Source organism: Cupriavidus taiwanensis, from assembly GCF_900250075.1.
In the GTDB taxonomy this organism is placed as follows: domain Bacteria; phylum Pseudomonadota; class Gammaproteobacteria; order Burkholderiales; family Burkholderiaceae; genus Cupriavidus; species Cupriavidus taiwanensis_C.
The window spans coordinates 1,815,533-1,830,769 of the sequence record NZ_LT977070.1; the positions used below are offsets into that span (position 1 = coordinate 1,815,533).

General features: G+C 69.5%; 11 protein-coding genes and 1 pseudogene. 2 read left to right on the plus strand and 10 right to left on the minus strand.

Annotated elements, in window-relative coordinates; translation table 11 throughout:
• Positions 1-164: 164 nt before the first annotated feature.
• The 10 genes and pseudogenes from CBM2588_RS08445 to CBM2588_RS08490 form a co-directional block, all read right to left on the minus strand.
• Positions 165-1,754, minus strand: a complete 1,590-nt coding sequence (locus CBM2588_RS08445; protein WP_115680147.1) for an NAD(P)H-hydrate dehydratase — start codon at positions 1,752-1,754, stop codon at positions 165-167.
• A 7-nt stretch (positions 1,755-1,761) separates the two neighbouring features.
• The gene (locus CBM2588_RS08450) at positions 1,762-3,069 is read right to left on the minus strand and encodes a D-amino acid dehydrogenase (protein WP_115680148.1); all 1,308 of its coding nucleotides are present in this window, start codon (positions 3,067-3,069) and stop codon (positions 1,762-1,764) included.
• A gap of 46 nt (positions 3,070-3,115) precedes the next feature.
• Entirely contained in the window at positions 3,116-4,426 is a 1,311-nt protein-coding gene (locus tag CBM2588_RS08455) for a TRAP transporter large permease (RefSeq protein WP_115680149.1), read from the minus strand.
• Entirely contained in the window at positions 4,426-4,977 is a 552-nt protein-coding gene (locus CBM2588_RS08460; RefSeq protein ID WP_115680150.1) for a TRAP transporter small permease subunit, read from the minus strand. Before CBM2588_RS08460 ends, CBM2588_RS08455 begins: the two co-directional genes overlap by 1 nt.
• A gap of 94 nt (positions 4,978-5,071) precedes the next feature.
• Positions 5,072-6,037 (minus strand): TRAP transporter substrate-binding protein, encoded by a 966-nt coding sequence (locus CBM2588_RS08465; RefSeq protein WP_115680151.1) that lies wholly within the window; start codon positions 6,035-6,037, stop codon positions 5,072-5,074.
• A gap of 124 nt (positions 6,038-6,161) precedes the next feature.
• Entirely contained in the window at positions 6,162-7,538 is a 1,377-nt protein-coding gene (locus CBM2588_RS08470; protein ID WP_115680152.1) for an amidase, read from the minus strand.
• 162 nt (positions 7,539-7,700) lie between these two features.
• Positions 7,701-8,815: pseudogene (locus tag CBM2588_RS08475) on the minus strand (ATP-binding protein).
• 179 nt (positions 8,816-8,994) lie between these two features.
• A complete protein-coding gene (locus tag CBM2588_RS08480; protein ID WP_115680153.1) occupies positions 8,995-9,210 on the minus strand; it encodes a DUF2188 domain-containing protein in 216 nt (71 codons plus the stop codon).
• Between the two features lie 184 nt (positions 9,211-9,394).
• Entirely contained in the window at positions 9,395-9,676 is a 282-nt protein-coding gene (locus CBM2588_RS08485; RefSeq protein ID WP_115680154.1) for a hypothetical protein, read from the minus strand.
• Between the two features lie 2 nt (positions 9,677-9,678).
• Positions 9,679-9,927, minus strand: coding sequence for a hypothetical protein (locus CBM2588_RS08490; protein WP_115680155.1), 249 nt, complete (start codon positions 9,925-9,927; stop codon positions 9,679-9,681).
• Between the two features lie 243 nt (positions 9,928-10,170).
• Between CBM2588_RS08490 and CBM2588_RS08495 the strand changes: the two genes are divergently transcribed.
• Positions 10,171-10,767 (plus strand): winged helix DNA-binding protein, encoded by a 597-nt coding sequence (locus tag CBM2588_RS08495; protein ID WP_115680156.1) that lies wholly within the window; start codon positions 10,171-10,173, stop codon positions 10,765-10,767.
• Positions 10,768-10,979: 212 nt separating this feature from the next.
• A complete protein-coding gene (purL, locus tag CBM2588_RS08500) occupies positions 10,980-15,026 on the plus strand; it encodes a phosphoribosylformylglycinamidine synthase (RefSeq protein WP_115680157.1) in 4,047 nt (1,348 codons plus the stop codon).
• Positions 15,027-15,237: the final 211 nt, after the last annotated feature.

Genomic DNA, 15,237 nt, shown 5'->3' on the forward strand with positions numbered 1-15,237 from the left:
GTAAGTATATCGCCAGCAATCGCGGCATCGAGGGTAGCGGCGGCGTCATATCGTTACCACTTGCAACATAACAGCCGCGGCGCCGCGCCGGTATCGGTCGTTGTCTGACGGCAGGTGCGGCGGGCGCCGCCGGTATGCGCCGGAACGCGAACCTCGCGCTTGCCTTACGCTTGCGCTGCGTTCAGCAACTGGTTGAATACGCCGCGGGCCGGCGCATACAGTTCACCTGCCATGACGCCTGCCGGACCCGTGCCTTGTTCGACCAGCACATCGGCGGCACGGCCATGGATCCACACTGCCGCCTGCGCCGCGGCCAGCGGCGCCATGCCTTGCGCCAGCAGCGCGCCCAGCATGCCGGCCAGCACGTCGCCGGTGCCAGCGCTGGCCAGCGCCGCGTTGCCGGTCGGGTTCAGCGTCCACGGGCTGCCGTCGGGCGCGGCGATCACGCTGCCCGATCCCTTCAGCACCACCACGGCCTGCCATTGAGCGGCCAGCGCCGCGGCGGCGGCGGGGCGGTCGCGCTGGATCTCGGCCACCGGCACGCCCATCAGCCGCGCGGCTTCGAGCGGGTGCGGCGTCATCACGGTGGCGGCGCCGCGCGTGGCCAGCTCACCCGCCAGGGCCGGATCGGACGCCAGCAGGTTCAGCGCATCGGCATCCAGCACCAGCGGCTGCGTCGCGGCCTGCAGCAGCCGCGCGAACTGCTGGCGGGCGTTGGCATCGGTGCCCATGCCCGGCCCGATCACCAGCGCCGACATCGACGCCAGTGCCAGCGCGTCGAGCGCATGCAGCATCAGCTCCGGATGCAGCGGATCGAGCAGCGGCGCCGGCTGCGCCAGGAAGCCGATATGCACCTTGCCCGCGCCGAGCCATTGCGCCGCCCGTGCGCCGAGCAGCGGCGCGCCGGTCATGCCGAGGTTGCCGCCGATCACCGCCAGCGAGCCATGCGTGCCCTTGTTGCTGGCGTGGCGGCGGCGCGGCAGCGCGGCACCGAACAGCGCGGGGCCGTTCACCAGGCCCTGCGGTGCTTCGCGCGGGGGATAGTCCAGGCCGATCGGCGCGATCTCGACCGCGCCGGCGCAGTCGCGCCCGTCCAGCGTCAGCAGGCCGGGCTTGGCGGCAATGAAGGTCAGCGTGCGCCAGGCGCGCACGGCCGGCGCGCCAGCGCCGGTGTCGGCGGACAGGCCGCTGGGAATGTCCAGCGCAAACACCGGCAGCGCGGCGCGGTTGAGCTGGTCGATCCACCACGCCATGCGGCCATCGGCGGGGCGGTTCAGGCCGATGCCGAGCAGGCCATCGACGATCGCGGCGGTGCCGGCGGGCCAGTGCGGGTCCTGCGCGGTCTCCACCTCGGCCATCACGCTCGACGGCACGCCCGCGGCCTGCGCCTGCTGCCACGCGGTGGCGGCATCGGCCGGCAGGCGTTGCGGATCGGCGGCGAGCCAGACTTGCACCGCGCGCCCGGCGCGATGCAGCTGCGTGGCGGCGACCAGCGCGTCGCCGCCGTTATTGCCCGGCCCCGCCAGGAACAGCAGCGGCCCGTCGGGCGCATGGCAAGCGAGCCAGCGCGCCGCTGCCGTGCCGGCGCGCGACATCAGCGTGAAGGCTGGCAGCTGCGCCAGCGCGGCGTGCTCGAGGCGGCGGATCGTGGCCACGCCGTAGAGCGGCACCGGGGCCGGCGCGGCCGCATCGAGGGCAAGCCAGTCGTGTTCGTGGCCGGTGGGCGTGATGGCGGTGGCGGCAGGGCGGGTCATGTCGGGCTCAGTTGGCCGGCCCCAGCCCGTAGCGGTCGGGCAGCAGGCCTTCCATGTCGATGTCCGGACCGTCGCGGCCGGCGGCAGCGCCAGCGCTGGCGGCGATCTGGTCAGCCGCAATCTTGCCTGATCCGCAGCTCATCGCCCAGCCCGTCGAACCATGGCCGAGGTTCAGGAACAGCCCCGGCACCGCGGTGGGGCCGATCAGCGGCGGCCCGTCGGGCAGCATCGGCCGGGCGCCGGCCCATTGCGTCGCCTCCTGGTAGTTGCCGGCCACCGGGAACCAGTCGCGTGCGACCTTGACCAGCGTGTTCAGCGCGGCGGGGCGCAGGTCGAGCCGGCGCGAGCCCAGCTCCGCCGTGCCGGCCACGCGCAGCCGGTTGCCCATGCGCGTCATCGCGACCTTGTACGACTCGTCCATCAGCGCGCCCAGCGGGGCCTGCAGTTCGTCGCGGATCATCACCGTCACCGAATAGCCCTTGACCGGATACAGCGGCACGCGCAGGCCCAGCGGGCGCAGCAGCGCGGCGCTGTCGGCGCCGGCGGCGACCAGCACGCGCTCGGCGCCGAGCACCGCGGCAGAGCCCTGGCCGCCGGGTTCGTTCAGCTCGATCTCCAGCTTGCCGGCCGGGCCGGGACGGATGCGTGTCACCGCGGTGTCGAAGCGGAACGACACGCCCGCGGCTTGCGCATGCCGGTGCAGCGCGCGCACGAACATCGGGCAGTTGCCGGATTCATCTTCCGGCAGGTGCAGCCCGCCGGCCAGCGGCGTGCCGGCGGCCAGGCCCGGCTCGATCTGGCGGCATTCGGCGGCGCTGACCAGCCGGTGCGGCACGTTGTTCTCGCGCAGCAGGGCGATGGCGGGCCCGGCCAGGTCCAGCTCGCGCGCGGTGCGGAACAGCTGCAGGTAGCCCTGCGACTGCTCGTAGTCGATCTCCAGCTCGCTGCGCAGCCGGTGCAGGCAGGCGCGGCTGTAGAACGCCAGCCGCTGCATGCGCAGCTTGTTGGCGCGGTAGCGCTCGAGCCGGCATTCGCGCAGCCAGCGCGCGATCCAGCGCCACATCGCCGGGTCCGCGGCGGGGCGGAACAGCACCGGCGCCTCGCGCGCGAACAGCGTGCGCAGGATCTTGGCCGGCATGCCGGGCGCGGCCCAGGGCGTGACGTAGCCGGGCGCGATCACGCCGGCATTGCCGAAGCTGGCTTCCTGCGCCGGCGCGCCGCGGCGCTCGAGCACGGTCACGTCGAAACCGGCCTGGCGCAGGTACCACGCCGAACTGACGCCGATCGCGCCGGCGCCGATGACGATCACATGCATCGCTGCGCGAACCTCCCTCGCGTGTCCGTTGCCGTCCCGGCCAAGGCTATTTGACCTCCTGCTGCATCACTGCGTCGGGCAGCCAGGTCACCACGCCGGGCCAGATCGTGACGATGGCGATCGCCATCACCATCATCATGAAGAACGGCAGCGAGACCCGCGCGATGTAATTGCTGTCCTTGCCTGTCATGCTCTGCAAAACGAACAGGTTGAAGCCGACCGGCGGCGTCACTTCGGCAATCTCCACCAGCAGCACGATGAAGATGCCGAACCAGACCAGGTCGAAGCCGGCCGCCTGCACCATCGGCAGCACCGTGGCGGTGGTGAGGGCGATCATCGAGATGCCGTCCAGCGCCGTGCCGAGCACGATATAGATCACCGTGAGCACCGCGATCAGCGCCCACGGCGACAGCTGCAGCGCGGCCACCCACTCGGCCAGCGCGCGCGGGATGCCGGTAAAGCTCATGGTCACCGAGAGGAACGAGGTCGCGCCCAGCACGAACATGATCATCGCGGTCAGGCGCGTGGCCGACATCAGGCTGTCCCAGAATGCGGCGCGCGTGAGCGACCCGCCCGCCCACGCCAGCGCCAGCGACGCGACCACGCCATAGGCCGCGGCTTCGGTGGCGGTGGAGTAGCCGGTCACCATGATCGCGGTGATGAAGGCGATCAGCACGATGCACGGCAGCAGCTGCCGGATCGACGCCAGCCGCGCGCGCCAGTTGAAGTGCTCCGACGCCGGGGTCTTGTCCGGGTTGGCCAGCGCCCAGACCACGATGTAGCCGGAAAACAGCAGCATCAGCAGCAGCCCCGGGACGAAGCCGGCCAGGAACACGCGAATGATCGACACATCCGCCGAGACCGCGTACACCACCATCGTGATCGACGGCGGGATCAGGATGCCAAGCGTGCCGGCGCATGACAGCGAGCCCAGCGTGATGCGCTCGTCGTAGCCGCGCCGGGTCAGTTCGGGCAGCGCCGACTTGGCGATGGTGGCGCAGGTGGCCGCCGACGAGCCCGACACCGAGCCGAAGATGCCGCAGCCCAGGATGTTGACGTGCATGAGCCGCCCGGGCAGCCAGCTCAGCCATGGCGACAGCCCGCTGAACATCTGCTCCGACAGCCGCGTGCGGAACAGGATCTCGCCCATCCACACGAACAGCGGCAGCGATGCCAGCGTGTACGAGGCGCTCGACGACCACCACGCATTGGCCAGGCTGACCAGCGCCTCGCGGTCGGAGAACACCACCAGCCCGATCCACGACGTGACCGCGATGGCCACGGGAATCCACGCGCCCAGCGCGAGGAAGACGATCAGCACCAGCAGCAGGATCAGCGCAACCACGACCGTGCTCATCAGACCGTCTCCCCGAAATCGCCGGCGGCCAGCTTGGCTTCCTGGGCCAGCTGGTAGCGCGGCTTCTGCCGCCGCACCACGCGCAGCCATTCGTCCGCGACCGCCAGCAGGAACCCCCCGCAGCCCAGCACCGCGAAGCTCTGCGGTATCCACAACGGGATCACGATCTGGCCCTGCGAGACATCGCCGATCTCCCAGCTCTGAAACGCGAAGGTGCCCAGCGCCCAGGCCGCATAGGCGGCGAACACCAGGCAGATGGTGAGCGAGACCAGTTCGAGCAGCCAGCGCCGGCGCGGGCCGACCGCCGACAGCAGCATCTCCACGCGCACGATGCCGCCATGCTGGAAGGTCTGGCCGAGCACCAGGAAGGCGGAGGCGGCGCACAGCCAGGCCACGATGTCGTCGCCGCCCTTGAAGATCACCGAGGTTTCGCGCGACAGCGACATCAGGATCATGATCACGCAGACGGCGAGGATGCACAGCGCGCCGAGCGCTGCGAACAGGTCCAGCAGGCGGTCGAGCCAGCGCTTGGAGGAGGGGGCAGTGGGCATGATGGGCGGCGAAGATAAGGATGGGCGCCCCGCATGGCAGCCGGCGCGGCGGCGATGCAGGGCGCTGGAGATCGGTGGACGCGGGTCCCCGGGCCTACTTGCGGTAGGCGTCGAGGATGGCCTTGCCGTCAGGGCCCGCGCTCTTGGCCCAGTCGTCGACCATGGTCTGGCCCAGCTTCTGCATGTCGGCCTTGAGCTGCGGCGACGGCTGCTGCACCGTCATGCCGTTCCTGGCGAGCGTGGCCAGGTATTCCTTGGTCTTCTGCTCCGATACCTGCCAGCCGCGCTTCTCGGCGTCGGCGACGGCCTTGAGCAGCGCGTCCTGGGTGGGTTTGTCGAGCGCCGCGAAGGCCTTCTTGCTGACCACCAGCATGTTCTTGGGCAGCCAGGCATCGACCGCATAGAAGTACTTCACGCTCTCCCACACCTTGGTGTCGACGCCGGTCGCGCCCGACGACATGAAGGAGTTGACGGTGCCGGTGGCGAGCGCCTGCGCCAGGTCGGCGGCCTGGATCGTGACCGGCTGCGCGCCGACCAGTTCGGCGATGCGCGAGGTGGCGGGATTGTAGGCGCGCCACTTCAGGCCCTTCATGTCGGCGGCCGAATTGATCGGCTTGTTGGCGTAGATGCCCTGCGGCGGCCAGGCCACCGCGTACAGCAGCTTGAGCCCCTGCTTGTCCAGCACCTTCTCCGTGACCGGGCGCGAGGCCTGCCACAGCTTGTAGGCATCGGCATAGCTGGTGGCCAGGAACGGCACCGCATCGACGCCGAACACCGGGTTCTCGTTGGCCAGCAGCGACATCAGGATCTCGCCCATCTGGACCTGGCCGGTCTGCACGCCGCGCTTGATCTCGTTGGCCTTGAGCAGCGACCCGTTCGGATGCAGCACGATCTTGAGCTTGCCGCCGGTGGCCTTGTCGACGTCGCTGGCCATCTGCTGCAGGTTCTCGGTGTGCAGGTTGGCGACGGGGTAGCCGGTGGGCAGGTCCCACTTGGTGTCCGCCTGTGCCGCCACGGCGGCCAGCATCAGCGTGGCCGCGATCATTGCCTTGACTCGCATCTCGATCTCTCCTGGTGTGCGCGCGGGGGCGCGGTGGTACAGCGGGTTGCGTACTACCTGGTGCCACGTGCGGGCCTGGCTCGGGCCCGGCGCATGGCGCAAGATCAACGGCGCGGCGGCGGGCTCAGTCGGCGCGCGCTAAGGGCTGCATGATGGGCTGCACGATACGTTCCAAGGCAAGGGCCGTGCCGAGCAGGCTGGCGTCGCGCATCGGCCCGTGCGACAGCATCAGGCCCACCGGCAGCTCGTCCGGCGCATGGCACGGCATCGATACCGAACAGCCGTCGAAGAAATTGAAGGCGGAGGTATTGCGCAACAGCAGGGCATTGACGCGGAAGAAGTGCGCGTCATCGGTGCGCAGCGGCGCCATCTCGGGCGCCACCATCGGCACGGTGGGGCAGACCACCGCGTCGAAGCCGTCCAGCCGCGCTTCCATGCGGGCAATCCAGTCCAGCCGGGCGCGGCCCAGGTCGATATAGTCGGCGGCGCTGATGCCCGCGCCGCGGTCGATGCGCGACGCCACGCGCGGGTCGTAGCGGTCGCGGCGGGCCGCCAGCAGGTGGCGGTGGATGGCATAGGCCTCGGCCGCGCTGAAGCCGCCATGCGCGTTCAGCGCGGCCAGTTCGCCGAGCTCGGGCAGGTCGACATGCTCCAGCCGCACGCCGGCGGCCGACAGCCGGCCCAGGGCGCGGTCGAAGGCGCGCGCCACCACGGGGTCGAGATCGTCCAGCAGCAGCTGGCGCGGGATCGCCAGCCGCGTCGCGGCGGGATCGGTCACGCGCGGCAGCACCGCGCTGTCGGCAATCACGCTGTCCACCGCGATGCAGTCGCCGACCGTGCGCGCCATGGCGCAGGCGGTGTCGAGCGTGTACGACAGCGGGAAGGCCCCGGCCAGCGGCACGCGCCGCGCGGTGGGCTTGAAGCCGGTGATGCCGCACAGCGCGGCCGGGATGCGGATCGAGCCGCCGGTGTCGCTGCCGAGCGCGGCCACCGCCAGCCCCAGCGCCACCGATACTGCGGCGCCGGACGACGACCCGCCCGGGATGCGGGCGGCGCCTTCGCCGCCGGCCGGATTGGCGGGCGTGCCGTAATGGGGATTGATGCCCACACCGGAGAAGGCGAACTCGGTCATGTTGGTGCGCCCCACCAGCGCTGCCCCGGCCGCGCGCAGGCGCGCCACCACGGGCGCGTCGGCGACAGCCGGCGCGGCATCGGCGCGCACCAGCGAGGCGGCGCGGGTGACCTCTCCGGCCACGTCATACAGGTCCTTGACCGAGACCGGCAGGCCCGCCAGCGGATGCAGCGCCTTGCCGGCGCGGCTGGCGGCATCGGCGGCACGCGCCACCTGGGCGGCGGCCTCGAAGGTGCTGTGCAGGAACACGGCCGCGGCCGCCGGCGTGGCCGCGCGGGCAGCGGCCTGCTCGACGATCTGTGCGCGGCTGGTGCCGCCGTCGCGCAGGCGGGCGTTGAGGGTATCGAGGTCGGGAAGCATCAAGGGCATGGGTCTGCGAATGAGGTGCGGCGGCGCGCGCAGCGCGCGCCGGGGGGCGGCCTGGGAACCTCAAGGGTAGCAAGAAGCCCTGCAAGGCGACAGATAGGGATGGCCTCTATGTCGTGGCGCGCGCCGCGGCAGTGCCGGGGTGGGGTGGGGCGGAGCCGCCGGCTAGGCCTGGCGCGGCAGGCGTACCTCGAACACGGTCCCGGCCGCATCGGAGCGGGCGTCGATCGAGCCTTGGTGGGCCCTGGCGATCTCGCTCGCGATATACAGCCCCAGCCCCAGGCCGGGTGCGTTCTTGTCGTGCGGATCCTCGCCCCGCCTGAGCGGGTCGAAGATCTGGCCCAGGGTCTGCGGATCGATCGGCGGGCCGCTGTTCCAGACCGACACATGGACCTGCGCCGCATGGCCCGTGACGGCAACCCGGACCGGCGTGTCCGCCGCGCCGTACGTGACCGCGTTGGTCACCAGGTTGGAGAGCAGCTGCTGCAGCCGCGCACCGTCCCAGACGCCCTGCAGGTTGCCCTCGGCGGCGAATTCGATGCGGTGGTCCGGGTGGGCGGCGCGCAACTGGTCCACGGCATCGCCAAACACCTGCGCCAGGTCGATCGCGGCGGGCGCGATGTTGATGCCCAGGCCCAGCTTGGTCCGGTTGAAATCGCACAGGTCGTCCAGCAGCGCATTCATGCGGGAGCCGCTGCGGATCAGACGGGTCGCGGCTTCCGATACCTTTTCCCCGGCGTTCAGCGCGGCCAGGTATTGAGCGGTGGTCTGGATGGTCTGCAGCGGGCTGCGCATGTCGTGCCCCAGCATGCCGAGCAGCAGGTTGCGCGCCTGCTCGACCTGCGCATCGAAATACCGACGGATTCCGTGACGGCCTGGTCGATGGCCTCGTTGAAGCGGACCATGTCATCGAAATCCGATGGGCCCGGGTGGCCGTCATCGATCCACAGCCGCAGCACGCTGGCACGCAGGGCCCTGTACTCGCTGACCATCTGGTTGATGTTGAAGCCATGGCGTGCCCGCAGCAGCGCGTGGGTCTGGGCCGCGGTTTCCGGTGCATCGGGCAGGCGGGGCGACCGCCCCAGCGACTTTTGGCGCTGGGCGTGGCGCGTTTGCGGGGTGGACAGATCCTTGATCACGGCATTCAGGATCTGCTGCGCGTGATCGCGCAGGGCGGGCGCATCCATGTGTCTTGCGGCCGGCACCAGGGTGGCGGCAAACGCCTCCCACTCCCTCAGGATGCTGCTCATGTCGCGCCTGATGAAATCAGCAAGTCGCATGTCTGCTCCGGCAGGATTGGACAAACCGGTCTATGGACCTGGCCAGTAACATCTTACGCGATTGCCGGCGCAGTGCTTGATTGCGGCGCGTTGGGCACGCATGGTCGCGCTGACCGCGACTGTGACGGCAAGTGCTGTCGCGGCCATCGGGCAAGTCCGCGCTGCGACCGGCCGCGCGGTCAGCCGTGTGACTCCTCGGGGGTGACGGCGGCGCGCAGGCGCAGGCCACCGTCGTGGCAATGGATATGCAGTTCGCCGTTCTCGCGCCTGGCTCGTGCCCAGCCCGCCGAGATCGCGTCCTCGAGCGTCGGGAACCGTTGCCGTTGGGGCGCGCTCTCGCAGTCCAGCGCCCAGCCAACGTCGGCCGGTGTAACGCGAATAATTCGCGCTTGCATATTGCCTCCCGGGGTCCGGGCCAAAAAAGCGCCCGCTACATGCAGCGGGCGGTCAAAGCCGAATGGGTGAACGCATCCGGCAGTGCGATATTGCCGCGCCGCAGTCGCCATAGCATATCCCTACTCAAGTGGTAGCGTGGCAGAAATGCATCACGTCTTGATGCTTGGGAGCCCGGCCGGGACCTCAGGCGGGTTCCGCGCGATAGGCCGACCAGTAATAGTGGCTGTGCCGGTTATGGCGCGCGAGCTTCTTTACGATAAAGAGCCGAACCGTGCCCAGATGGCCGGCCTCGACCAGGACCTCATGGTGATTGGGCGCCTCCGCCGTGGCGCGCGGCAGGGTCTGCAGCGCGGCGGCGACATGGTGTCCCTGCACTTGCGCCAGGATGCCGTTGGCCCCGGCTACCGGATACCCCGGCGTCGCGGCCGGCAGGTGGCAGCCGGCGGCCCGTTTGCTGTTGCCCATGCCTACCTCCGCCCGGGCACGATGCGCACCCCGTCCCGGCAGACCTCGATCCGGGGCTGGTGGCCGTAAGCGCGCAGCAGCCGCACATCGTTCCTGGCGGACGCCGGGATCTGCTGGCGGCAAGCCAGGGCGCTGCGGCTGATGTGATAGGCGCCGCAAGCGGGGCAGTGATAGAGATAGCCGCGGGGCGCGGCGCGGGTGCGCTCGGCAGCAGCGCCGCAGAGGGGGCAGTTTGCGGGTTCGGGCGACATGGGGGCTCGGGTTGATACTGTATGGATATACAGTATAGCGTCTCCGGCCGGTCTGGGAAGCGTCCGAAAACACGTGAGGTATTTCCAGATACCCAGGCCGTGCGCGGTCCCCGAAATGTCGTTTTATTCGTGGTAATTCACCGATAAACTGTCAGGCCGAAGGCGGCGGCTGGCAGGTCGATCCGCCGCAACCGGGCCCCCGGACGCCTTGAATGCCGCCCCCAATCGAAAGGAAACTCCCGCATGTCACGCAAGCCCGCCGAAAGCGCGCCCGCCGCCGCAGCTGCCGAAGCCGATGCCCGCGCCGGCCGGCCCGCTACCGCACTGTCGCGCGCCGCCGGCGCGAATATCGTGTCGTCGTCGCACCTGGTGTCGGTGCGCAGCCCCGAGCTGTCGGAATTCGAGTTCGGCCTGAACACCGCCTACAACGCCTACAGCCGCTGGGTGGTGCGCTGCATGGGCGCCGCCGGCGTGCGCGACCTGACCTTCCTGGACGTGCTGGTGCTGCACCACGTCAACCACCGCGGCCGGCCCAAGCGGCTGGCCGATATCTGTTTCGTGCTCAACGTGGAAGACACGCACCTGGTGACCTATGCGCTGAAGAAGCTGCAGGGGCTGGGGCTGGTGAGCGGGGAGCGGGTGGGCAAGGAGGCGACGTACTCGACCACCGAGGCCGGCGCGGAGGCGTGCTCGCGCTACCGCGAGATCCGCGAGCAATGCCTGACCAGCAATTTCACCGCGGGCAGCGAAGAGAATGCCGAGATCGGTGAACTGGCCCGGCTGATGCGGGTATTGACCGGCCTGTACGAGCAGGCGGCGCGGTCGGCAACGTCACTCTGAGCCATTCCTGGCCTTCAAGTGATGCATAAGCATTATCACGCCGGAGCGTGACACAGCACCGTGCGGATGTCGCAGTGCAAAAAGCGGGTGCCGGCAAGGTACAATAGCGGTTTCCCGCCAGCCGGCACCCCATGCAGCGGTGCCGAGCAAGCAGCAGCCCCTACCAGGCCCCTACCAGGCTTTACCTCCACGCCTCCCTGACCGCTACGATCATGGCGCATTTCTCGTGCTTCCCCGGCGCTTTGGCGCTCTCCGCCTTCCGTCAGCAACGCCTGCTCACCGCTCTCCGGCAAATCGACGCCGATATCGAGTCGGTGCACGGCCAGTTCCTGCATTTCGTCGATGCGCAGACGCCGCTGTCGGCCGACGACCAGTCGCGCGTGGCGGCGCTGCTGACCTATGGCGCACCGTTCGCCGAGCAGCCGGAGGGCGACCGCTTCGTGGTGATCCCGCGCTTCGGCACGATCTCGCCGTGGGCCAGCAAGGCCACCGACATCGCCCACAACTGCGGCCTGACCCATATCCACCGCATCGAGCGCGGCATCGAGATCACCGTGCTTTGCAAGAAGGGCCTGCTGCGCGGGCGCAAGTCGCTGGATGCGGACACCCGCGCCGCCGTCGCCGCGCACCTGTTCGACCGCATGACCGAGACCGTGGTCGCCTCGCGTGACGATGCCGCCGGCCTGTTCCAGGAACTGCCGGCCAAGCCGCTGCGCTTTATCGACATCTCGGCCGGGCGCGCCGCGCTGGCGGCGGCCAACGTCGAGATGGGCCTGGCGCTGTCCGAGGACGAGATCGACTACCTGGTCGACGCCTATGCAAAGCTGGAGCGCAACCCGACCGACGTCGAGCTGATGATGTTCGCGCAGGCCAACAGCGAACACTGCCGCCACAAGATCTTCAACGCCACCTGGACCATCGACGGCGTGCAGCAGGACAAGTCGCTGTTCGCGATGATCCGCAATACGCACCAGCTCAATCCGCAGGGCTCGATCGTGGCCTACTCGGACAACTCGGCGGTGATGGAAGGCGACGTGGCCGAGCGCTGGTTCCCGCGCGGCGCAGACCACAAGTACGGCCGCCACGAGGCGCTGACGCACACGCTGATGAAGGTGGAGACGCACAACCACCCGACCGCGATCTCGCCGTTCCCGGGCGCCTCCACCGGCGCCGGCGGTGAAATCCGCGACGAAGGCGCGACCGGCCGCGGCGCCAAGCCCAAGGCCGGCCTGACCGGCTTCACGGTGTCCAACCTGATGCTGCCCGACGCCGTCGAGTCGTGGGAAAACGACCGCGACGCGGCCCAGCCGGTGGCGCACCGCAATCCCGACGACAAGCCCGGCGTGACCGGCAAGCCTGACCGCATCGCCTCGCCGCTGCAGATCATGATCGACGGCCCGCTCGGCGGCGCCGCGTTCAACAATGAATTCGGCCGCGCCAACCTGGGCGGCTACTTCCGCGTCTACGAGCAGAACGTCGGCGGCACCGTGCGCGGCTACCACAAGCCGATCATGATCGCGGGCGGCATCGGCAATATCGACGCCTCGCACACGCACAAGAACCCGCTGCCGGCCGGCACGCTGCTGATCCAGCTGGGCGGCCCGGGCATGCGCATCGGCATGGGCGGCGGCGCCGCCAGCTCGATGGCGACCGGCACCAACACCGCCGACCTGGACTTCGACTCGGTCCAGCGCGGCAACCCCGAGATGGAGCGCCGCGCGCAGGAAGTGATCAACGCCTGCTGGCAGCTCGGCGACGCCAACCCGATCCTGTCGATCCACGACGTCGGCGCGGGCGGCATCTCCAACGCCTTCCCTGAACTGGTCGACGGCGCCGACCGCGGCGCGCGCTTCGACCTGCGCCAGGTGCACCTGGAAGAGTCGGGCCTGTCGCCGGCGGAAATCTGGTGCAACGAGTCGCAGGAGCGCTATGTGCTGGCGATCGCGCCGGACAGCTTCCCGCAGTTCCAGGCCATGTGCGAGCGCGAGCGTTCGCCGTTCGCCGTGGTCGGCATCGCCACGGAAGAGAAGCAGCTGCAGCTGGTCGACGCCAGCGTCGACGCCGCGCTCAAGGAGCACTACGCCGTCGACATGCCGATGGACGTGCTGCTGGGCAAGCCGCCGCGCATGCACCGCGACGTCAAGCGCGTCGAGCAGCCGCTGCCGGCCGTCGATGTGACCGGCATCAGCCTGGAGCAGGCCGTGCGCGACGTGCTGCGCCATCCGACCGTGGCCAGCAAGTCGTTCCTGATCTCGATCGGCGACCGTACCGTGGGCGGCATGAACGCGCGCGACCAGATGGTCGGCCCGTGGCAGGTGCCGGTGGCCGACGTGGCCGTGACCACGCTGGACTACAAGGGCAACGCCGGCGAGGCGATGACCATGGGCGAGCGCACCCCGCTGGCCGTGATCGATGCACCGGCCTCGGGCCGCATGGCGATCGGCGAGGCGCTGACCAACCTGGCGGCCGCGCCGGTCAAGGACCTGGGCAAGGTCAAGCTGTCGGCCAACTGGATGGCCGCCTGCGGCGTCGAAGGCGAAGATGCGAAGCTGTACGACACCGTGCATGCCGTCGGCATGGAGCTGTGCCCGGCGCTGGGCATCAGCATCCCGGTGGGCAAGGATTCGCTGTCGATGCGCACCAAGTGGCAGGACCAGGGCGTCGACAAGGAAGTGGTGGCGCCGGTATCGCTGATCATCTCGGCCTTTGCCGCGGTCGATGACGTCAACCGCACGCTGACGCCGCAACTGCGCACCGACGCCGGCGACACCGTGCTGATCGCGGTCGACCTGGGCCGCGGCAAGAACCGCATGGGCGGCAGCATCCTGGCGCAGGTGACGCAGCAGGTGGGCGACAGCGCGCCGGACGTCGACAATGCGGAAGACCTGAAGAACTTCTTCAACGTGATCCAGCGCCTGAACCGCGAGGGCAAGCTGCTGGCCTACCACGACCGTTCCGACGGCGGCTTCATGGCGGCGCTGGCCGAAATGGCCTTTGCCGGCCATTGCGGCATCTCGCTGAACGTCGACATGCTGGCGCTCGATCCGCAGCAGGAGCAGGACTACGGCGATGCCAAGAACTGGGCCCAGCAGATCGCCGAGCGCCGCAATGACCAGACCCTGCGCGCGCTGTTCTCGGAAGAACTGGGTGCGGTGGTGCAGGTGCGCATGGAAGACCGCGACGCCGTGTTCGCTGTGCTGCGCGAGGCCGGCCTGTCGGCATGCAGCCATGTGGTCGGCAAGCCCAACACCACCGACCAGGTCGAGATCTACCGTGACGCCAAGAAGGTGTTCGGCGCGTCGCGCACGGACCTGCAGCGCAACTGGAGCGAGGTCAGCTGGCGCATTGCGCGCCTGCGCGACAACCCGGCCTGCGCCGACAGCGAATATGACCGCCTGCTCGACGCCGCCGATCCTGGCATCAGCCCGGTGCTGACCTTCGATCCGGCGGAGGACATCGCCGCGCCGTTCATCGCCACCGGTGCGCGTCCGCGCGTGGCGATCCTGCGCGAGCAGGGCGTCAACTCGCAGATCGAGATGGCGTACAGCATGGACCACGCCGGCTTCGACACGCACGACGTGCACATGAGCGACCTGATCGCCGGGCGCGCCAACCTGGCCGACTTCACCGGCTTTGTCGCCTGCGGCGGCTTCAGCTACGGCGACGTGCTGGGTGCGGGCGAGGGCTGGGCCAAGACCATCCTGTTCAATGCGCAGATGGCCGAGCAGTTCGCCGCCTTCTTCAACCGCCAGGACACCTTCGCGCTGGGCGTGTGCAACGGCTGCCAGATGATGAGCAACCTGGCCCCGATCATCCCGGGCGCGGGCGCCTGGCCCAAGTTCACGCGCAACCAGTCGGAGCAGTACGAGGCGCGCTATGTCACGGTCGAGGTGCAGTCGTCGCCGTCGATCTTCTTCGCCGGCATGGAAGGCAGCCGCATCCCCATCGTGGTCGCGCACGGCGAAGGGTTTGCCGACTTCTCGCAGCAGGGCAATATCGACCAGGCCCATGTGGCGCTGCGCTTCGTCGACAACTACGGCGCGGTCACGCAGACCTATCCGCTGAACCCGAACGGCTCGCCGGACGGCATCACCTCGGTGACCACCGTCGACGGCCGCTTCACCGTGCTGATGCCGCACCCCGAGCGCGTGTTCCGCGCCGCGACCATGAGCTGGGCGCCGGATGCATGGAAGCAGGTCGCCGATGGCGGCAGCCCGTGGATGCGGATGTTCCGCAATGCGAGGAAGTGGGTGGGATAAGCACCAGCCCGGGGCCTGTGCCCCTTCTCCCAACCAAGAGCCACCGGCAGCGCCGGTGGCTTTTTAGTTTTTTGGCGATGCAAGCCGCCAATGCGCGGATGCCGACGGCCATTTCGCTTCGCTTCATCGAATCTGCCGCATTTTCCGCCGCCTTCGCACTGTTAATCTCGCGCTGACTCACGATCGGATGCGGGGCCGGTGTCCCGCACCC